This is a genomic window from Micromonospora fulviviridis (assembly GCF_014648395.1).
Lineage (GTDB): Bacteria > Actinomycetota > Actinomycetes > Mycobacteriales > Micromonosporaceae > Micromonospora > Micromonospora fulviviridis.
The window spans coordinates 73,917-92,428 of sequence record NZ_BMRA01000015.1; the positions used below are offsets into that span (position 1 = coordinate 73,917).

General features: G+C 74.0%; 15 protein-coding genes. 4 read left to right on the plus strand and 11 right to left on the minus strand.

The genetic code is table 11. The features are described from left to right. Positions 1 to 17: 17 nt before the first annotated feature. Positions 18 to 803 (minus strand): F0F1 ATP synthase subunit B family protein, encoded by a 786-nt coding sequence (locus IEY96_RS29625; RefSeq protein WP_189198094.1) that lies wholly within the window; start codon positions 801 to 803, stop codon positions 18 to 20. 199 nt (positions 804 to 1,002) lie between these two features. On the opposite strand from IEY96_RS29625, the gene IEY96_RS29630 reads away from it, so the two are divergent. Further along, the gene (locus IEY96_RS29630; protein ID WP_189198095.1) at positions 1,003 to 1,485 is read left to right on the plus strand and encodes a DUF4383 domain-containing protein; all 483 of its coding nucleotides are present in this window, start codon (positions 1,003 to 1,005) and stop codon (positions 1,483 to 1,485) included. Between the two features lie 124 nt (positions 1,486 to 1,609). Then, positions 1,610 to 2,269: a DUF6766 family protein gene (locus IEY96_RS29635; RefSeq protein WP_189198096.1), complete on the plus strand. Its 660-nt coding sequence runs from the start codon at positions 1,610 to 1,612 to the stop codon at positions 2,267 to 2,269. A gap of 7 nt (positions 2,270 to 2,276) precedes the next feature. Here the strand turns inward: IEY96_RS29635 and IEY96_RS29640 are convergent, their stop codons facing one another. The 10 genes from IEY96_RS29640 to IEY96_RS29685 all read right to left on the minus strand — a co-directional run bounded on the left by IEY96_RS29640 (position 2,277) and on the right by IEY96_RS29685 (position 14,788). Next, positions 2,277 to 2,726, minus strand: a complete 450-nt coding sequence (locus tag IEY96_RS29640; RefSeq protein WP_189198097.1) for a GNAT family N-acetyltransferase — start codon at positions 2,724 to 2,726, stop codon at positions 2,277 to 2,279. A gap of 70 nt (positions 2,727 to 2,796) precedes the next feature. After that, positions 2,797 to 4,257 (minus strand): GTPase ObgE, encoded by a 1,461-nt coding sequence (obgE, locus tag IEY96_RS29645; protein ID WP_189198098.1) that lies wholly within the window; start codon positions 4,255 to 4,257, stop codon positions 2,797 to 2,799. Between the two features lie 89 nt (positions 4,258 to 4,346). Further along, positions 4,347 to 4,601: a 50S ribosomal protein L27 gene (gene rpmA, locus IEY96_RS29650; protein WP_013288010.1), complete on the minus strand. Its 255-nt coding sequence runs from the start codon at positions 4,599 to 4,601 to the stop codon at positions 4,347 to 4,349. Between the two features lie 11 nt (positions 4,602 to 4,612). Further along, on the minus strand, positions 4,613 to 4,927 hold the full coding sequence (gene rplU, locus IEY96_RS29655; RefSeq protein ID WP_107078949.1) for a 50S ribosomal protein L21: 315 nt from the start codon (positions 4,925 to 4,927) through the stop codon (positions 4,613 to 4,615). A 292-nt stretch (positions 4,928 to 5,219) separates the two neighbouring features. Beyond that, on the minus strand, positions 5,220 to 8,234 hold the full coding sequence (locus tag IEY96_RS29660; RefSeq protein ID WP_189198099.1) for a ribonuclease E/G: 3,015 nt from the start codon (positions 8,232 to 8,234) through the stop codon (positions 5,220 to 5,222). A gap of 131 nt (positions 8,235 to 8,365) precedes the next feature. Next, positions 8,366 to 9,085 (minus strand): TIGR03936 family radical SAM-associated protein, encoded by a 720-nt coding sequence (locus IEY96_RS29665; RefSeq protein ID WP_189198123.1) that lies wholly within the window; start codon positions 9,083 to 9,085, stop codon positions 8,366 to 8,368. A gap of 244 nt (positions 9,086 to 9,329) precedes the next feature. Then, positions 9,330 to 10,703 carry a type VII secretion-associated serine protease mycosin gene (mycP, locus tag IEY96_RS29670; RefSeq protein WP_189198100.1) on the minus strand — a complete coding sequence of 458 codons (1,374 nt, stop codon included), beginning with the start codon at positions 10,701 to 10,703 and terminating at the stop codon, positions 9,330 to 9,332. 10 nt (positions 10,704 to 10,713) lie between these two features. Then, complete coding sequence (locus IEY96_RS29675; protein ID WP_189198101.1) at positions 10,714 to 12,168, minus strand: hypothetical protein; 1,455 nt, start codon at positions 12,166 to 12,168, stop codon at positions 10,714 to 10,716. Positions 12,169 to 12,181: 13 nt separating this feature from the next. Beyond that, positions 12,182 to 12,622 carry a hypothetical protein gene (locus tag IEY96_RS29680; protein WP_189198102.1) on the minus strand — a complete coding sequence of 147 codons (441 nt, stop codon included), beginning with the start codon at positions 12,620 to 12,622 and terminating at the stop codon, positions 12,182 to 12,184. A gap of 180 nt (positions 12,623 to 12,802) precedes the next feature. Continuing rightward, positions 12,803 to 14,788, minus strand: coding sequence for a TIGR03960 family B12-binding radical SAM protein (locus IEY96_RS29685; RefSeq protein ID WP_189198103.1), 1,986 nt, complete (start codon positions 14,786 to 14,788; stop codon positions 12,803 to 12,805). Between the two features lie 228 nt (positions 14,789 to 15,016). Between IEY96_RS29685 and IEY96_RS32990 the strand changes: the two genes are divergently transcribed. Further along, positions 15,017 to 16,951: a hypothetical protein gene (locus tag IEY96_RS32990; RefSeq protein ID WP_229791968.1), complete on the plus strand. Its 1,935-nt coding sequence runs from the start codon at positions 15,017 to 15,019 to the stop codon at positions 16,949 to 16,951. A gap of 88 nt (positions 16,952 to 17,039) precedes the next feature. Continuing rightward, on the plus strand, positions 17,040 to 18,509 hold the full coding sequence (locus IEY96_RS29695; RefSeq protein WP_189198104.1) for a cryptochrome/photolyase family protein: 1,470 nt from the start codon (positions 17,040 to 17,042) through the stop codon (positions 18,507 to 18,509). Positions 18,510 to 18,512: the final 3 nt, after the last annotated feature.

Below are 18,512 nucleotides of genomic sequence, written 5' to 3' on the forward strand. Positions count from 1 at the left end.
TCTGCCGGTCAGGCCGTTCACGGACGGTTGACGCCGCTCGACGGCACGCCCGGCAGCGGGTCGGTCCGGCTCGGCGGGGGCAGCGGCTGGCCGGTGCCACCCTCCGGGTCGGCCCAGGTGTTCGGAGCGCCGCCGCCCGGGTAGGTCGCGCCCGGCGTGGAGTAGCCCGGGTCCGGCTCGGCGTACGTGCCGGGGGTCGGGTCGAGGTAGCCGCCCGGCGGGACCTGCTCCGGCACCGCCCGGGAGGTGGGGATGACCGCGGTCCGGTCCGGGTCGTAGGACGGCCGGACACCGTCGGCGCCGTCACCGATCGCCGCGATGTTCCGGGTCAGCCGGCCGGCGACCACGCCGAGCAGGGCGGCGCCGAGCAGGAAGGTGCCCGGGTTGCGGCGGGCGTAGGTCTTCACCTCGTTGAGCAGGTCACCCGGCTCGCGCTGCTCCAGCCAGCCGGCCACGCCGTGCACCCGGTCGGCGGCCTGGTGGGCCAGCTCGGTGACCGGGCCGCCGCTGCCGCCGTTCTGCGCCATCGAGCGCACCTCCTCGGCCAGCGACCGCAGCCCGCTCGCCGCGCGCTGCTGCTGCTGGCTGGTCTGGGCGGTGACCTGGTTCCGGGCCTCGCCGTAGAGGTTGCGGGCCTGGCGCTTCGCCTCGCCGACGACCTCCTGGCCCTGCTCCTTGGCGGTCTGGGCGACCGCGCCGCCCGCGTTGGCGGCCTCGTTGCCGACCTGGCGGGCCTGGTCACGGACCCCGCCGCCGTTGGTCGACTCGTACGTGCTGGACGTGGATGAGAGATCGTAGGTCATGATGTCCCTTCCGCTCGGAATTCGTAGCGGTTGTGCTCGGGGGATCACGCCGACGTTCCTGTCGGCGTGTCGAATTCCCTACCCCCGGTTGCCGGGTCCATGCCTGATTCGTCATTTCTCTGCGGAAGCGACCCGCGCCGGTCACACAATGGAGGGTCTGCCCGCCCGGGCGGCGGTGAGCTCCACGGAGGTGACAGCGATGGCACGTGCCGTGCGCGGACGCGCCCCGGCCCGGCCCCGGCCGACGATCCAGAAGGTCGCCCTCGCGGTGGCCGCCGTCTTCCTGCTGATCGGCGTGCTCGGCTTCGTCCCCGGCTTCACCACCCACTACGGCGACCTGAAGTTCGCCGGCCACCACTCGGAGGCCAAGCTGATCGGCCTGTTCCAGGTGTCGATCCTGCACAACCTGCTGCACCTGCTCTTCGGCCTGGCCGGCCTCGTGCTGGCTCGCCGGATCGCCGGGGCGCGGCTGTTCCTGGCCGGCGGCGGCGCCGCCTACCTGGGCCTCTGGCTGTACGGCTTCGCCATCGACCGGGAGACCGCGGCGAACTTCGTGCCGTTCAACGACGCCGACAACTGGCTGCACCTCTTCCTCGGCTTCGGCATGCTCGCCCTGGGCCTGCTGCTCAACAACGAGGTGGGCACCGGCGGGCGGCCGGACAGCCCTCTCGACCGGCCCTGACCAGCACCGTCACCCGTTCGGGCGGCGTCGCCCGGGACACACCGGGTACGGGTTTGCCCGATCAGCGCCCGGGGCACGAGGACCACCACGGGGAGTGATCCCGGCGGGACGAGGAGGTCCGGCGATGCCACGGTGGTTGCGGGAGAACGCGCTCACGGTCGCCATGCTCGGCGCGTTCGTGGTCTTCCTGCTGTTGCAGAGCGTGTTCGGCTGGCAGGTGCACAACGAGGAGCTGGCCGAGTACGGCGCCGCGCCGCTGAGCTGGTGGGCGTACCTGGGCACCGGGCACTTCGCCGAGGCGGTCTTCGAGAACTGGGAGTCGGAGTTCCTCCAGATGGGCGGCTACGTGCTGCTCACCGCGTACCTGGTGCAGAAGGGCTCGGCCGAGTCGAAACCGGAGGGCCAGACGGACCGGCCCGAGGACGACCCGCGGCGCCGGACCCCGGACTCCCCCTGGCCGGTGCGGGCCGGTGGCCTGCCGCTGGTGGTCTACCGGAACAGCCTCTCCATCGCGTTGCTGATGATCTTCGGCGGGGCGTTCCTCGGCCACCTCTTCGGCGGCGTGGCCGCGTACAACGAGGAGCAGGCGTTGCAGAGCGGGGCCGCCCCGATCAGCGCCTGGCAGTTCCTCGGCACCAGCGACTTCTGGTTCCAGTCGATGCAGAACTGGCAGAGCGAGTTCCTCGCCGTGGGCGTACTGATCCTGCTCAGCATCGTGCTGCGCCAGCACGCCAGCCCCGAGTCCAAGCCGGTCACCGCGGCGCACGCCCAGACCGGCGCGTAGCGTCCGCTCAGGCGGCGACCGGCAGGCGCTTGGCGAAGCAGACGCTGTACGGGTTGTCGACGTACTCCCCGTACACGGGCACGGGCCGGTAGCCGCAGGAGCGGTAGAGGCCGATGGCGGCCGGGAGGTAGGTGCCGGTCTCCAGGCAGACGGTGGTGTGCCCCTGCCGGAAGGCCAACTCCTCCAGGGCGGCCAGCAACTGCCGGGCGATCCCCCGCCCCCGGTACGCCGGCCGGACGTACATCCGCTTCAGCTCGCCGGTGTCGGCGTCGAGGGCCTGGAGCCCGCCGCAGGCGACCGCCCGCCCGCCGTCGACCACGGCCAGGTAGCGGATGTCGTCGTGGGTGATCGTCGCCTGCCCGTCCAGGCCGCCGTCGGCCTCGCGCAGCTCACGCTGCTGTGCGGCGACCAGGGCGGCGATCTCCGGATCGGTGGCGGGGCGGGACTCGATCAGCATTCCGTCACGGTAGGTCGGCCGGATTTCGCGGAGGTTTCCGGCCAACATCCCGAACACGGACGGAGCGGAACTACTCCCAGTCCTCGTCGTCGGCGTCGTCCTGCGCGGCGGCCGCCACCTCGTCCTCGGAACGCACCCGGCGCGCCTTGCGGGCGGCCAGCCGCTCCGCGGCGGACACGCGGGTCGACTTGTCCTCCAGCCGGACGTCGGTGCCCCGGTTGCCGGGGACGAAGTCGACGCCGGCGTAGAGGGTGGGCTGCCAGTCGAACTCCCGGTCGCCGATCCGGACCAGGTCGCCCGCCTGGGCGCCGGCCTTGGCCAGCTTCTCCTCGACGCCGAGGCGGGCCAGCCGGTCGGCCAGGAAGCCCACCGCCTCGTCGTTGTCGAAGTTCGTCTGCTTGACCCAGCGCTCCGGACGGCTGCCCCGGACGGTGTAGGAGCCGTCCTCCTCCGCCTCGACGGTGAAGCCGGCGTCGTCGACCGCCTTCGGTCGGATCACGATCCGGGTCGGCTCGGCCGGCGGCGCGGCCCGGCGGGCCTGGTCGACCAGCTCGGCCATCGCGTACATCAGCTCCCGCAGCCCTTCCCGGGTGGCGGTCGAGATGTCGAACACCCGGAAGCCGCGGGCCTCCAGGTCGGGCCGGACGATGTCGGCGAGGTCCCGCCCGTCCGGCACGTCGATCTTGTTGAGCGCGACCAGGCGGGGACGGTCGGTCAGACCGCCGTACTGGGTCAGCTCGGACTCGATGGCGTCGATGTCGGCGAGCGGGTCACGGCCCGGCTCCAGCGTCGCCGTGTCGACCACGTGCACCAGCACGGCGCAGCGCTCGACGTGGCGGAGGAACTCCAGGCCCAACCCCTTGCCGGTGGCCGCGCCCGGGATCAGCCCCGGCACGTCGGCGACGGTGAAGGTGTGGTTGTCCACCCGGACGACGCCCAGGTTGGGCACCAGGGTGGTGAACGGGTAGTCGGCGATCTTCGGCTTGGCGGCGGAGATCACCGAGATCAGCGACGACTTGCCGGCGGAGGGGAAGCCCACCAGGCCGACGTCGGCGACGCTCTTCAGCTCCAGCACCACGTCGAGCCGGTCGCCGGGCTCGCCCAGTTCGGCGAAGCCGGGGGCCTTCCGCCGGGCGTTCGCCAGCGAGGCGTTGCCTCGGCCGCCGCGCCCGCCCCGGGCCGCCTCGAAGGTGGTGCCCGGGCCGACCAGGTCGGCGAGCACCTTGCCGTCGAGGGTCTGCACCACGGTGCCGTTCGGCACCTTGATGATCAGGTCGTGGCCGTTGGCCCCGTCCCGGTTCGAGCCGGCCCCGCCCTTGCCGTTCTCGGCCTTCATGTGCGGGCGGAAGTGGAAGTCGAGCAGCGTGGTCACCTGCGGGTCGACGACCAGCGAGACGCTGCCGCCGTGCCCACCGTTGCCGCCGTCGGGGCCGCCGAACGGCTTGAACTTCTCCCGGTGGATGGAGACACAGCCGTGCCCGCCGTCGCCGGCCTGCATGTGCAGGACGACCCGGTCAACGAACGTCGTCACGACGCCAATCCTTCCAGCGGGACCCACCCCGCACCTGAAAAAGCGAAGCGGGCCGGGACCCGAGGTCCACGGCCCGCGACGCCTGCGAATTACTGCTGCGGCACGATGCTGACGGTCTTGCGACCGCGCTTGGTGCCGAACTGGACCGAGCCGGCGGCCAGCGCGAACAGCGTGTCGTCGCCGCCACGGCCGACCAGGTCACCGGGGTGGAACTTGGTGCCACGCTGACGGATGAGGATCTCACCCGCGCTGACGACCTGACCACCGAAGCGCTTCACGCCGAGCCGCTGGGCCGCGGAATCGCGACCGTTACGCGAGCTGGACGCACCCTTTTTGTGAGCCATTGGAGGACGACCTACTTCCCGCTGGAGATGCCGGTCACCTTGACCTGGGTCAGCGGCTGGCGGTGACCCTGGCGCTTGTGGTAGCCGGTCTTGTTCTTGAACTTGTGGATCCGGATCTTCGGGCCCTTGGTGTGCGCGGCGATCTCGCCGGACACCGCGACATTGGCAAGCTTCGTCGCGTCGGTCACCAGGTCGTCACCGTCGACGAGGAGCACCGCGGTGAGCTTCACCGCGTCGCCGGGGGCACCGGCGAGCTTCTCGACCTCGATCACGTCGCCCTCGGCGACCTTGTACTGCTTGCCGCCGGTCTTGACGATCGCGTACATCGGAGGCGGACTCCCTGTCGTTGAGGCTGCTGGCGGTCGTTCCCACGGCGTCTCGCCGGGAGCCGTGACACCGGCAGCGCGGGCACGCGGGAACTCGGCACACCAAAGTGCGCCGCAGGCAAGCGTACGCCATACCCGGCCCGCCACCCAAACCGGGCCACCCGTTCAGCGTGGTGGTGAGGCGGAGCACACCGTGAAGCGGTCCACGCGGGGTCGACGGAGACGGCAGAGCCCCCGCCCCGGACTCTGTGGCCGGGGCAGGGGCCCTGTCGAACGCGTACGGGTCAGCGGCTCACGGCCGGGTACGCCGCCGGGCGCCGCCACGCCGGGACCTACGGCGGGCGGTGCCGGTGTCGGCGCCCTCCTCGTCCCCGTCGCCGAGGGCGTCCGGGTCGTCCGCGGCGGCCAGCCGGGCCGAGTCGCCCTCCTGGCTGTCCGTGACCGCCGGGGCGGCGGCCGTCTGGGTCTCGAACCGGGACAGGTCGTAGCCCTGGGTGTCGTAGTAGTCGTCGTCCGAGCTCTCGACCACCTCGGCGACGGCCTTCTCCGGCGCGGCCGGGGCGGGCTGCTCCGCGACCTCCGCGGCGGGCTTCTCCGGGGCGGCCTTGCGGCCCCGGCGCCGGCCCTTCTCCTCGCCCGCGGGGGCGGTGACGGCCGAGGCGACCGCCTTGACCTTCTCCCCCGCGCCGCCGCGCGGCTTCTCCGGCACCGGCTCGGTGTGGATGATCACGCCCCGGCCCTTGCAGCACTCGCAGGTCTCGCTGAACGCCTCCAGCAGGCCGGCGCCGATCCGCTTGCGGGTCATCTGCACCAGGCCGAGCGAGGTGATCTCGGTGACCTGGTGCTTGGTGCGGTCCCGGCCCAGGCACTCGGTGAGCCGGCGCAGCACCAGCTCCCGGTTCGACTCCAGCACCATGTCGATGAAGTCGATCACCACGATGCCGCCGAGGTCGCGCAGCCGGAGCTGGCGCACGATCTCCTCGGCCGCCTCCAGGTTGTTCCGGGTGACCGTCTCCTCCAGGTTGCCGCCGGAGCCGGTGTACTTGCCGGTGTTGACGTCGATGACGGTCATGGCCTCGGTCCGGTCGATCACCAGCGAACCGCCGGAGGGGAGGAAGACCTTCCGGTCCAGCCCCTTGAGGATCTGCTCGTCGATCCGGTACTCGGCGAAGACGTCCGTGGTGCCGGCGTGCCGGCGCAGCCGCGCCACCAGGTCCGGCGAGACGTGCGACAGGTAGGACTCGACCAGGTCGTACGCCGACTCGCCCTCGATGACCAGCTCGCGGAAGTCCTCGTTGAACAGGTCCCGGACCACCCGGATGACCAGGTCGGGCTCCTCGTAGAGCAGCACCGGGGCGCCGCCCTCGGCCGCCTTGGCCTGGATCTCCTCCCACTGCGCCTGGAGCCGCTTGACGTCCCGGGCCAGCTCGTCCTCGCTGGCGCCCTCGGCGGCCGTCCGGACGATCACGCCGGCGCCGTCCGGCACCAACTTCTTGAGGATGTCCCGCAGCCGCTTGCGCTCGGTGTCCGGCAGCTTCCGGCTGATGCCCGAGGCGTTGCCGTTCGGCACGTAGACCAGGTGCCGGCCGGAGAGCGCGATGTGGCTGGTGAGCCGGGCGCCCTTGTGCCCGATCGGGTCCTTGGTGACCTGCACCAGCACCGAGTCGCCGGACCTGAGCGCCTGCTCGATCGAGCGGGCCCGGCCCTCCAGGCCGGTGGTGTCCCAGTTGACCTCGCCGGCGTAGAGCACGGCGTTGCGGCCGCGCCCGATGTCGACGAAGGCCGCCTCCATGCTGGGCAGGACGTTCTGCACCTTGCCCAGGTAGACGTTGCCGGCCATGGTGCCGGACGAGTTGCGGGTCACGTAGTGCTCGACCAGCACGCCGTCCTCGAGGACCGCGATCTGGGTCCGGTCGCCCCGCTGGCGCACGGCCATCACCCGGTCGACCGCCTCCCGGCGGGCCAGGAACTCCGACTCGCTGAGGATCGGCGGGCGGGTACGCCGCTGCTCGCGGCCGTCCCGGCGGCGCTGCCGCTTGGCCTCCAGCCGGGTCGAGCCGGAGACGCCCTGCACCTCGTCGACGGCCTTGCGCGGCTCGCGGATCTTGACAACCGTGGGCACGCCGTCCTCGGCGGCGGTCTCCGCCTCGCCCGCGCCCCGGCGGCGGCGCCGACGGCGACGACGGGTCATCCCCTCGCCCTCGGCCTCCTCCTCGTCCTCGGTCTCCTCGGCCTCGGCTTCGGCGGCCTCGGCCCGGACGGCCTCCTCGGCCTCCTCGTCCTCGGCCTCCTCGGCGCCCCGACCGCGGCCCCGGCCCCGGCGGCCCCGACGGCGACGGCGACGCATGGCCGCCTCGTCCTCGTCCTCCTCCGCCTCGGCGATCTCCTCGGCCTCGGCGGTCGGCTCCTCCTCGACCTCGACCTCGACCTCGACCGGCTCGGCCTCGCGGCGGCCGCGCCGGCGGCGCCGGCCGGTCTCCGCCGGCTCCTCGACCGGCTCCTCGGCGACCGGGTAGGTGACCCGGACGACCGGGGCCTCCTCGGGCTGGGGAGGCATGAACAGGACGGCCGGCGCGGAGAGCGCGGCCCGACGCCGACGGGTGGTCGGGGCGGGCTCCTCGGGGGCCCCCGGCACGGCGGCGCCCGGCGACACCTCACCGGTCCGGTCCTCCGGACCACCGGCGCGGGCCAGGCGGGCCTCGTCGGCGGCCGGGCCGCCCCGGGTCGGCTCGTCCTCGGCGTCCTCGCCGACCGCGTCCTCGTCCTCGGGCTCGCCCTCGGCGGTCACCGGTGCGGCGGGCGGCTCCGCGTCGGCCTGCGGCTCGGCGACCGCGTGCGGCTCGACCGTCGGCCCGGCGGCCTCGGCGGGCGCCTCGGTCGGCGACTCGTCCGCCGGGGCCTCGACGGGCGCCGGGGTGGTCTTGCGACGGCGGGTACGGGTCACCTTGACCGGCGGCACCACCTCGTCGGAGGCGGCCTCCGCCCCGGCCGCGGCCACCGGCTCCTCGACCGCCTTGGCGGGGGTCGCCTTGCGCCGCCGCCGGGTCTTCGGCGCGGCCTCCAGTTCCCCGGCGACCGGGGCGAACACCTCGGCCTGCGGGGACTCGCCGCTGCCGGTCGCCGCCGTCGACGCCTCCACCGGCGCGTCGGTCTGCTCCGGCTGGTTAAGCGGCGCGGTCTTGCGGCGGCTGGCCCGCTTGCGGGCCGGCGGCTTCGCCTCGGTGGTGCTGTCGGTGTTGCTGGTAGCGGTCGCCTCGGCCGGCTCTGCGCCGGTCCGTTCGCCGCCCTCGGGCTCGTTCTCGAGCATGGACGTTCTCCAGTTCTGGCTGCCCCGGGCGCGGGTGAGCGCTGCCACGCAGGGTCGCCGCAAAAGGTGTTTCCGCCGGGCGCGCAGGTGCGCGACCGCCGAAGTCTGCCTGCCAGAACGCTGACCGTCGGTCAGCGTTCTCCGATGGCTGCCCCGTCGCGATCCGCGTCCAACGGATCCACGATCTCGCCCTGCGCGGTCAGCGTGCCCTGCGCCAGCCGGATCACCCTCGGGGAGACCGGCGGCTCCAGGTCGGCCACCACGCGGAGGCCGGAAAGGACGTCATCGGGTCGCACGGACGGGGTGACCTGCCGCACGACCAGTTCGAGTATCGCACACGGTACGGCCGTCGCCCCGGAAGGCGTCTCGGACGGCGGCAGCGTATCGATGGCGATGACGGCGGCACGGGCGTCGAAGGTGCGCCGCCCCTGCTTGGTCATCCGCTCGACCTGGATCTCCTCGGCGGCGGTGAACGCGCTCACCGCCCGCTCCAGCACGGCCGGGTCGACCTCGGGCAGCTCGATCCGCCAGCGGGACGCCTCGATCCGGTCGGCCAGGCTGCCGCCGGCGGCCTCCACCGCGTCCAGCACGTCGAGCCCGGGCGACAGGGCGGCGTCCAGGGCCGCCCGCAGCTGCGCCGGGTCGACCGGCTCGCGCAGGCCGATCTCCAGGTACTCCGCCTCGCTGGCCACCCCGGTCGGGGCGGCGGAGGCGTACGAGATCTTCGGGTGCGGGGTGAAACCCTGGGAGAAGGCGATCGGTACGCCGGCCCGGCGCAGCGCGCGCTCGAAGGCCCGGGCGAAGTCCCGGTGCGAGGTGAACCGCAGCGGTCCACGCTTGGCGTACCGGATCCGGACCCGCTGGACGACCGGCGCCTGGCCGCCCTCGGGTTGAGGCTTTCTGGCGATCGTGAGCTCCTCGGCTGTACCTGCGTGTCCGTCCCATCCTGGCGCAGCGGCCGGCGCGGCCCGCAGCCGGGGCGGTGCGAGCCGCCGGACGAACCGGCCGGAACCGGTCAGCGGGGGCTTCCCGCCCCGCCCGAAGACGACGGTGGCCGGCCGGTGACGCGCAGGTCAGCCGGCCGGCCACCACGGTTCAGGACCGGTTCCCGCCCGGTGGCGGGTAGGACCCCGGTGGCGGCGGAACGTGACCCGGCGGCGGAGCGTACGGGTTGGCGCCCGGCGCGACGTGACCGCCCGGCGGGCCCGGCGGGGCGTGGTAGCCGGCCGGGACGGGCGGGGTGCCGTAACCGCCCCCGGCGCCCTGGTCGAGCAGTTCGTCCGGTACGTCGGCCGCCCGGGCCGCCTCGCGGCGGTAGCGGCGCCGGTTCCAGATCAGGAAGACCACGAGCGCCACCAGCACCACCAGCGCCACCGCGATGCCGATGCCGATGATCATGACCTGCTGGTCGGTGGGGCCGCCGCGGTCGCCGTGCTCGGTGACGTCGAAGTCGTCGTCCTCGGCCGCCTGCGGCGGGGCCGGGCTGGCCGCGGCCGGGGCGAGCAGCGGGTTCGCCGAGACCGCCGGCACCTTGGCGGTCAGCGCCGCCACCGGGTCGACGCGGCCGAAGCCGTACTGCGGGTCGCGGCCGGGCGGGCCGGCGTCCCGGGCGGTGCGGATGATCCGGTTGATCACGTTGGGCGCGGAGAGGTCCGGGTACTTCGACCGGATGAGCGCCGCGATGCCGGAGACGATCGCGGTGGCGTCGGAGGTTCCGTCACCCCAGCCGTAGCCGTGGTCCGGGCCGGCGTTGTAGATGCCGTCGGCCGGGGCCGACACCACGGCCTCGGGTCCCTGGGTCGAGCCGGACCAGAACCGCCCACCCTTGGTGGTGCCGGTCACCGCGATCACCCCAGGGACGTTGGCCGGGCTGATCACCTGGCTGTGCCCCTTGGCGGTGTTGCCCGCACCGGCCACCACGACCACGTCCCGGTCCAGGGCGTACCTGATCGCGGCCTCTTCGTCGTCGGACGCCACTCCCAGGGCGCCGTAGGACAGGTTGACGACCTTGGCGCCGCCGTCGACGGCCATCCGGATGCCCTGGGCCGACGCCGCCTGGCTGATCTCCCCGTCGCCCGGCTTCGTCTTGATCGGCAGGATCCGCACGCCCGGCGCGATGCCGGTCACCCCGTCCGGACCGGCGTTGCGCGCCGCGATGATTCCGGCCATGTGGGTGCCGTGACCGTCCGAGTCGGAGCGCCCGTCGCCGGCGGCGCCGTAGCTGCGGCGACCGGGAAGCACCTGGCCGGCGAGCTCCGGGTGGCTGGCGTCGACACCGCTGTCCACCACCGCGACGGTCACGCCGCGCCCGGTGGAGAGCCGGTGCGCCTGGTCGATCCGCAGCTCGTCCAGGTACCACTGCTCGGCCCGGCGCGGGGCGGCGGCCGCCGGTTGGGCGGCCCCCAGCACCATGAGACCGGCCAGCAGGCCGGCCGCGACCGGCCGGAGCGAGCCCGCGTGCAACCTCATCCGTCCGTCCTCAGCGCAGGATGCCCGGGGACGCGGCGTCACCGCTGCCCCACGGATCGTCGTCCTCAGTCAACCACGACGAGTGCTCGGTGCCGCTGCCGCCGTGCCCGGCGCCGCCGTGCCCGCCGCCCATCATGCCGCCGCCCATCATGCCGGCGCCGCCGCGCATGCCACCCGCGCCCGCGCCGGTCGCGTTGCGCAGGGCGCTGGCCGCGCTGGTCATCGGGGGCACCTTGCCGTTGCCGCCGCCGACCATGCCGGGGATGCCGCCCATCCCGACCGCGCCGGCCGCGCCGAGACCGCCGCCGCCGATGCCGCCGGCCGAGCCGAGGCCGGCCCCGCCGCCGCCGAAGCCGCCGCCACCACCGCCGAGCCCCGCCGAGCTGATGCCGCCACCGAGACCGCCGGTGCCGCCGCCGATGGTGCTCGGCCCGCCGGCGCCGGCGAGGCCGCTGCCGTAGTCGTGGCCGCCGGTGCCCGGGTAGCCGGCGCCGGTGGACGGCGGGGTGTGCGAGCCGGCGCCGCCGCCGGTGTGCCCGCCGCCGAAGTCGGGGCCGCCGGTGGTGGGCGGGGGCGTCATCGATCCGCCGCCGCCGAAGGAACCCCCGCCCCCGCCGCCGATGCCGGTGCTGCCGAGGGAGGGCCCGCCGCCGTAGCCGCCGCCCGCGCCACCGCCACCGACGCCGCCACCACCGCCGGGCAGGCCGGACGGCGGCTTGCGGTCGTCGGGGCGGTAGTCGTCGACGCCGGAGTTCGGGGTCGGCACCACCAGCTTGGGCCGCTCCGTCTGCACCGCGGTGGGCAGCGGCGACATCGCCGAGTTGGCCGCCTGCTGGTTGTCCCGGTACCAGTTGTCCAGGTGCGACTTGGTGTCCCACCAGCCGCCGCGCTTGTTGTCGTCGGCGTTCCCGTCGACCTTCATGGTCGCCTCGAGGTCGTCGGCCTTGTCGCGGAACGCGCCGTCGGCGTACGAGGCGGGGTTGCTCTGGTAGTCCTTGCGCAGCGCGGCCAGGAAGCCCGAGGAGCTCTCGCCGTCGCGGGCGTCGTCGAGCTCGGTGCCGTTGGGCAGGCTCCACTCGTTCCAGCCGAAGTCGTCCATCAGCGGGATCGGGATGCTCGCCACCGACTTGCGGATGTCACCCTCGATCCGCGACAGCGCGCCGCTGACGTTGCTGGCGTGGGTGATCAGATCCTCGATCTCCTTGCCGATCTCGCCCAGGTGCTCGCGGTACGCGTCGCCGCCGCTGCCCTTCCAGCCGGCGAGCAGGCCGGGCAGGCCGCCGCTGTGCGGGCGCTCCTGACCGGGCGCGATCGGGCCGACGAAGGACCGCCCGACGAGCGCGTCGCGCAGGTAGCCCAGGCCGGTGGCGAGGCTGGTCCACCCCACGCCGACCGAGCCGACCGTCTCCGGGTCCGCCGACAGCGTCACCTCGCGGACGCACCGCTCCCAGGTTCCTCCAGCCATGACCGTCTCCCCCTCAGGCCGTGTACGGGTAGGTGGGCTGCTGGCCCGTCGGCGGCGGCGGGGCGGCGGACTCCAGCATCCGCTCGATCTCCTTGCCGTTGGCGGCGTTGCGGGCCTCGGTGTCCCGGAACGCCTTGGCGATGTCCTCGGTGCCCTGCTTCAGGGTGGCCAGCTTGGTGGAGAGCGCCTTGAGGTGGCCCTCCATGTTCGCCGTCGACTTCGTCAGCGCCTGCCACTGCATGCGGGCGTCCTCGTACGCGCCGAACGGCGTGCCGTTGGGCACGGTCTGCGCGTTGTTGCTGTCGCCCTTCATCCGCTCCTTGATGCGTTCCATCTCGTAGCCGATGGTGTCGTCGACGTACTGCTTGAGGCGCTCGACGTACTCCGCCGCGGCGTCCAGGTCCTCGACGCTGACGTGCAGATCGCCGGTGTCCGGCGGCCTGATGTCACCCATGCTGCTGCCCTCCCCGCTGCCGACCCCCGGTCGGTCCAATACGGACGCAGCGTATCGAGCCACGGCCAGTCGAGGCACCCCCACCCCGCGTCACGGGACATCGACGGGCGAGGAGTCCCGGAATGTGACGGAGCGCGGGAGCCCCGTGGGGATCCCGCGCTCCGGTCCGCGTCGGTGGTGCTAGTGCTGGGCGCCGGTGGGCAGCTTCAGCCCGTTGACCGGGGTCAACGGCAGCAGCTTCCTGCCGGTCGGGCCGATCTGGATCTCGGTGTCCATGGACGGGCAGACGCCGCAGTCGAAGCAGGGCGTCCAACGGCAGTCGTCCTGCTCGTACTCGGCGAGGGAGTCCTGCCAGTCCTGCCAGAGCCAGTCCTTGTCCAGGCCGGAGTCGAGGTGGTCCCAGGGCAGGACCTCCAGCTCGTCGCGCTCCCGGGTGGTGAACCAGTCCAGGTCCACGCCGAAGGACGGCAGCACCTCGGCCGCCGCGTCCACCCAGCGCTGGTAGGAGAAGTGCTCGCTCCAGCCGTCGAACCGGCCGCCGTTCTCCCAGACCTTGCGGATCACCGCGCCGACCCGCCGGTCGCCCCGGGACAGCAGGCCCTCGATCAGCGACGGCTCGCCGTCGTGGTAGCGGAAGCCGATCGCCCGGCCCAGCGAACGGTCGCTGTTGATGGCCTGCTTGAGCAGCTTCAGCCGGCCGTCGATGACCTCCGGCCGCTCCATGGCGGCCCACTGGAACGGGGTGTGCGGCTTCGGTACGAAGCCACCGATCGAGACGGTGCAGCGGATGTCCTTGGACCCGGTCGCCGCCCGGCCGGCCCGGATGACCTCGTGCGCCATGTCCGCGATCTCGAGGACGTCCTCGTCGGTCTCGGTGGGCAGGCCGCACATGAAGTAGAGCTTCACCTGCCGCCAGCCGTTCGTGTACGCGGTGACGACGGTGCGGATGAGGTCTTCCTTCGACACCATCTTGTTGATGACCTTGCGGATCCGCTCCGACCCGCCCTCCGGGGCGAAGGTCAGGCCGGTCCGCCGGCCGTTGCGGGACAGCTCCTGAGCCAGGTCGATGTTGAAGGCGTCCACCCGCGTCGACGGCAGCGAGAGCGAGACGTTGGTGCCCGCGTACTGCTCGGCGAGGCCGGAGCACATGTCGCCGATCTCGGAGTGGTCGGCCGACGACAGCGACAGCAGGCCCACCTCGTGGAAGCCGGAGAACTCCAGCCCCTGCTGCACCATCTGGCCGACGGTGGTGATCGAGCGCTCCCGCACCGGGCGGGTGATCATGCCGGCCTGGCAGAACCGGCAGCCCCGGGTGCAGCCGCGGAAGATCTCCACCGCGTACCGCTCGTGGACCGTCTCGGCCAGCGGCACGAGCGGCTTCTTCGGGTACGGCCAGGCGTCCAGGTCCATGGTCGTGCGCTTGTGCACCCGGAACGGCACGTCGGGGCGGTTCGGCACGACCCGCTGGATCCGGCCGTCGGGCAGGTAGTCCACGTCGTAGAAGCGCGGCACGTAGATGCTCTCGGTGCGGGCCAGCCGCAGCAGCAGCTCGTCCCGGCCACCCGGGCAGCCCTCGGCCTTCCAGTCCCGGACGATCGCGGTGATCTCCAGCACCGCCTCCTCGCCGTCGCCGAGCACGGCGGCGTCGATGAAGTCGGCGATCGGCTCCGGGTTGAACGCGGCGTGCCCGCCGGCCACGATCACCGGGTCGGCCTCGGTGCGGTCGGCGGCCAGCAGCGGGATGCCGGCCAGGTCGATCGCGGTGAGCAGGTTCGTGTAGCCCAGCTCGGTGGAGAAGGAGACGCCGAACACGTCGAAGTCGCGCACCGCCCGGTGCGCGTCGACGGTGAACTGCGGCACGCCGTGGGCGCGCATCAGCCGCTCCAGGTCCGGCCAGACCGCGTACGTCCGCTCGGCGAGCACGTCGGGCAGCTCGTTGAGCACCTCGTAGAGGATCTGCACGCCCTGGTTGGGCAGGCCCACCTCGTACGCGTCGGGGTACATCAGCGCCCACCGGACGGTCGCCGCGTCCCAGTCCTTGACCACCGCACCCAACTCGCCACCGACGTACTGGATGGGCTTGGTCACCTGGGGCAGCAGCGGCTCCAGCCGGGGCCACACGGAATTGGCCGCGACCGGGCGCGGCGTCGTCGACGGGGCACTCATGATGCCCAAGCGTACGCGCTGCTCCCCCACCCACCACGCCGCACCGCCACCTGCCCACCGGGCCCTCCGACCCGTTGACCAAGAGGTTTGCGTCAGGATCCGCGGCCGTTCCGACGCAAACCTCTTGATCGACAGGGGCGGGGGGTGGGCGGGGGCGGTGGCCGTGGATTCGTCGGGGGTTGTGGGGCGGTATTAACCTCGCTAGCGGCGCGAGAGGAGATTGCCGCGATGTCGCAGCCGCAGCCGGGGGCGGACCGGCCGGCCGACGGGGGCACCCCGGCCACCGGTCGGGACGGGGATCCGGCGGTCGTCGGGCCGCCGGCCGACGTGCCGCCGCAGGCCGTCCCCACGCCCCCGACCACGACGGACGCATCATCCGCGCCGGAGTCCGGGCCGGAGGCCACGACGCCGGAGTCCGCCACGCGGGAGTCCGCCACGCGGGAGTCCGGCACGCCGGACGCCGAGGCCCGGCCCACCGCACCGAACCCGCAGGCCCGGCCCGCCGTACAGGTGGAGGGCACCTCGCAAGCCGAACCCGCCCCACCGGCGCAGACCGAACCGGCCCGGGCGGCGGAGGGCACCCCACAAGCCGAACCCGCACCACAGGCGGAGGCCACCCCGCAGGCCGAACCGGCCCCGCAGGCGGACGCCACCCCACAAGCCGACCCCGCACCACAGGCGGAGGCCGCCCCGCAGGCCGAACCGGCCCCGCACGCGCAGGGCACCCCGCAGGCCGAGCCCGCCGCGCAGGCGGAGGCCGCGCCCGCCGCGGAGGCCGGACCGGAGACGAAGGCCGAGCCCGACGCCCAGGCGGCACGGGACACCGAAACCGAGCCCGGAACGCAGGCCGAACCCGACGCCCAGGCCGCGCGAGACGCCGAGGCCGTCACCGCGGCGCAACCCGAGCCCCCGGCCGCCGCGGACCCCGACCCCACCCCGGTCTCGCCGGCCCATCCCGCCCGCGGTTCCGCCGCCGTCCCCGGACCCGCCCGCGCCGCGGTCCCCGGCCCCGCGCGCGCCGCCGGCTCGGCCCCGGTCGCGCCCCGACCCGACCCCACCCGGGTGGAGCAGCGACCCGACCCGACCCGGGTCGAGGACCGGGCGGACTCCACCCCGGCCGAGCCTCCCGCGCCCCGCTGGAGCGGCTCGGCCGCCGTACCGCCCCCGCCGCCGCGCAAGCGCGCGTGGGGCGAGTCGGCCGAGCCCACGCCGCTGCCGCCGGCCGACTCGCCGGAGCACCAGGTCCCCGTCGACCCGTGGGCGGGCGTGGACACCACCGGCTGGGACCTGCACTCCGCCGACTTCCCGGCGCTGCCGCCGACGCTCCCCTACACGGCGCCCTACCCGGTGCCGCACCCGCCGCCGGCGCACACCCCGCCGCACCCGCCGCCGGCGCACACCCCGTCGTACCCGGCCCCGCCGGTCGCGTCGGCGCCCCCGCCGCCCGTCGCCCGCCCGGTCCCGGGCCCGGCGGTCGCCCGGCCGGTGTCGCCGCCGGTCTCGCCGCCCCGGCCCGCGCCGCCGAAGCAGCGCCGCGGGAAGACCCCGCCGGCGGTGACCGCGCCGCCCGGGTGGCAGCCACCCAAGGGGTACGTGGCCGTGCCGGTCCGCCGCCGGCGCCGCTGGCCGTGGGTGCTGCTGCTGAGCGTCGCCTGCTGCTGCGGCGTGCCGCTCTGGTGGGCCCAGCCGCTGTCCGCCCAGTACCCGGCCCGCGCGAGCCTGCCCGACCAGCTCGGCTCGCTGCGGCTGCGGCAGGACGAGCGCAGCCAGGCCGCCGCCGAGGAGCTGAAGTCACAGGTACGCCAGTCGCACCTGCTCGCCGAGGACACCTTCGCCGGCATCTACACCACGACCGACGGCAAGCGGGTCACCCTCTTCGGCGGCACCGGGTTCCGGCTGAGCCCGGAGTCCGACGCGGAGGCCGAGCTGGACCGCCTCACCGACCGGTACGCCCTCAAGCCGCCGGTGCCGGTGGAGACCGGCGTCCGGGGCCGGTACGAGCGCTGCGCGGTCGGCCGGGCCGACGGCGACACGGTGGTGGTGTGCACCTCGGTCGATCACGGCAGCCTGGCCACCGGCGTCTTCACCCGGCTGTCGCTGGACGACAGCGGCCGCCTGCTGAACGACCTGCGCGAGCAGGTCGTGGTCCCCGAGCAGACCTGAGCCGTCGTCACCGTTCGCAACGTATCGAACACGTAAAGGTTCCGTCTTGCTTCCGGGCCGGATCGGCGCGAGGGGCGACAATCGGGACATGTCGCGGCGTTGGCTCTTCGCTGACCAGCTGGGGCCGCACTTCCTCGACGAGCGGAAGCAGCCGGTTCTCCTCATCGAGTCCAAGGCGGTCTTCCGGCGCCGGGTCTACCACCGGCAGAAGGCCCACCTGATCCTCTCCGCGCTCCGGCACCGCGCCGCCGAGCTGGGCGACCAGGCGATCTTCCTGCGCGGCGAGACGTACGGGCAGGCGCTGAGCCGGGTCCGCGAGCCGCTGGAGGTCTGCCACCCGACGTCGCGGCGGGCGCTGGAGTTCGTCCGCGAGCTGGACCGGGTCACCGTGCTGCCGGCCCGGGGTTACGTGACCAGCCTGGAGGACTTCGCCGACTGGGCCGACGGCCGGCGGGGCGCGCTGCGGATGGAGGCGTTCTACCGGTTCGCCCGGGAGCACCACGGGGTGCTGCTGGACGGCCGCGACCCGGCCGGCGGCCGGTGGAGCTTCGACACGGAGAACCGCGAGCCGCCGCCGAAGGACGGGCGGCTCGACGTGCCGGCCCCGCCGATGCCGAAGGAGGACGACATCGACGCGGAGGTCCGGGCCGACCTGGACCGGTGGGCGCGGGAGGGCATCCGGTTCACCGGGCGGGACGGGCCGCGCCGCTTCCCGGCCACCGCCCGGGAGGCCACGGCCCGGCTGCGGCACTTCCTCCGGTACCGGCTCCCCGCGTTCGGCCGGTACGAGGACGCCATGCTCTCCACCGACCCGTGGCTGGCGCACAGCCTGCTGTCGTCCTCGTTCAACCTGGGCCTGCTGGACCCCTTGGAGGCGGTCCGGGGCGCCGAGCGGGCGTACCGGCGGCAGGGCGCGCCGCTGGCCGCCGTGGAGGGCTTCGTCCGGCAGGTGATGGGCTGGCGGGACTACATCTGGCACACCTACTGGTACTTCGGGAAGGGCTGGCGGGACAGCAACGAGCTGGGCGCCCGGCGCTCCCTGCCGGACTGGTGGCGCGACCTGGACGCGGACGCGGTCGACGCGCGCTGCCTCCGGGACGCGCTCACCGGCGTCCGCGACCGGGCCTGGGTGCACCACATCCCGCGGCTCATGGTGCTCGGCAACTACGCCCTTCAGCGCGGCTGGCGCCCGGCGGAGCTGGTCGAGTGGTTCCACACCCGGTTCGTGGACGGCTACGAGTGGGTGATGACCGGCAACGTGGTCGGCATGAGCCAGTACGCCGACCTGGGCCGGATGACCACCAAGCCGTACGTCGCCGGGGGCGCGTACATCAACCGGATGAGCGACTACTGCGGCGGCTGCCGCTACGACCCGCGCCAGCGGCTCGGCGAGGACGCCTGCCCGTTCACCGCCGGCTACTGGGCCTTTCTGGCCCGCAACCGCGGCCGGCTCCCGGCGAACGCCCGGATGGCGCGGACCATGAAGCAGCTGAGCCGTCTCAGCGACCTGGACGCGGTGGTGGCCCAGGAGACGCGGCGCGGCAGCGACCCGCCGTGACGC

Excerpts from the sequence above, each read along its gene's own strand:
- IEY96_RS29625 (WP_189198094.1), bottom strand. The coding sequence starts at position 803 with ATGACCTACGATCTCTCATCCACGTCCAGCACGTACGAGTCGACCAAC.
- IEY96_RS29630 (WP_189198095.1), top strand. The coding sequence starts at position 1,003 with ATGGCACGTGCCGTGCGCGGACGCGCCCCGGCCCGGCCCCGGCCGACG.
- IEY96_RS29635 (WP_189198096.1), top strand. The coding sequence starts at position 1,610 with ATGCCACGGTGGTTGCGGGAGAACGCGCTCACGGTCGCCATGCTCGGC.
- IEY96_RS29640 (WP_189198097.1), bottom strand. The coding sequence starts at position 2,726 with ATGCTGATCGAGTCCCGCCCCGCCACCGATCCGGAGATCGCCGCCCTG.
- rpmA (WP_013288010.1), bottom strand. The coding sequence starts at position 4,601 with ATGGCTCACAAAAAGGGTGCGTCCAGCTCGCGTAACGGTCGCGATTCC.
- rplU (WP_107078949.1), bottom strand. The coding sequence starts at position 4,927 with ATGTACGCGATCGTCAAGACCGGCGGCAAGCAGTACAAGGTCGCCGAG.
- IEY96_RS29660 (WP_189198099.1), bottom strand. The coding sequence starts at position 8,234 with ATGCTCGAGAACGAGCCCGAGGGCGGCGAACGGACCGGCGCAGAGCCG.
- mycP (WP_189198100.1), bottom strand. The coding sequence starts at position 10,703 with ATGAGGTTGCACGCGGGCTCGCTCCGGCCGGTCGCGGCCGGCCTGCTG.
- IEY96_RS29675 (WP_189198101.1), bottom strand. The coding sequence starts at position 12,168 with ATGGCTGGAGGAACCTGGGAGCGGTGCGTCCGCGAGGTGACGCTGTCG.
- IEY96_RS29680 (WP_189198102.1), bottom strand. The coding sequence starts at position 12,622 with ATGGGTGACATCAGGCCGCCGGACACCGGCGATCTGCACGTCAGCGTC.
- IEY96_RS29685 (WP_189198103.1), bottom strand. The coding sequence starts at position 14,788 with ATGAGTGCCCCGTCGACGACGCCGCGCCCGGTCGCGGCCAATTCCGTG.
- IEY96_RS32990 (WP_229791968.1), top strand. The coding sequence starts at position 15,017 with ATGTCGCAGCCGCAGCCGGGGGCGGACCGGCCGGCCGACGGGGGCACC.
- IEY96_RS29695 (WP_189198104.1), top strand. The coding sequence starts at position 17,040 with ATGTCGCGGCGTTGGCTCTTCGCTGACCAGCTGGGGCCGCACTTCCTC.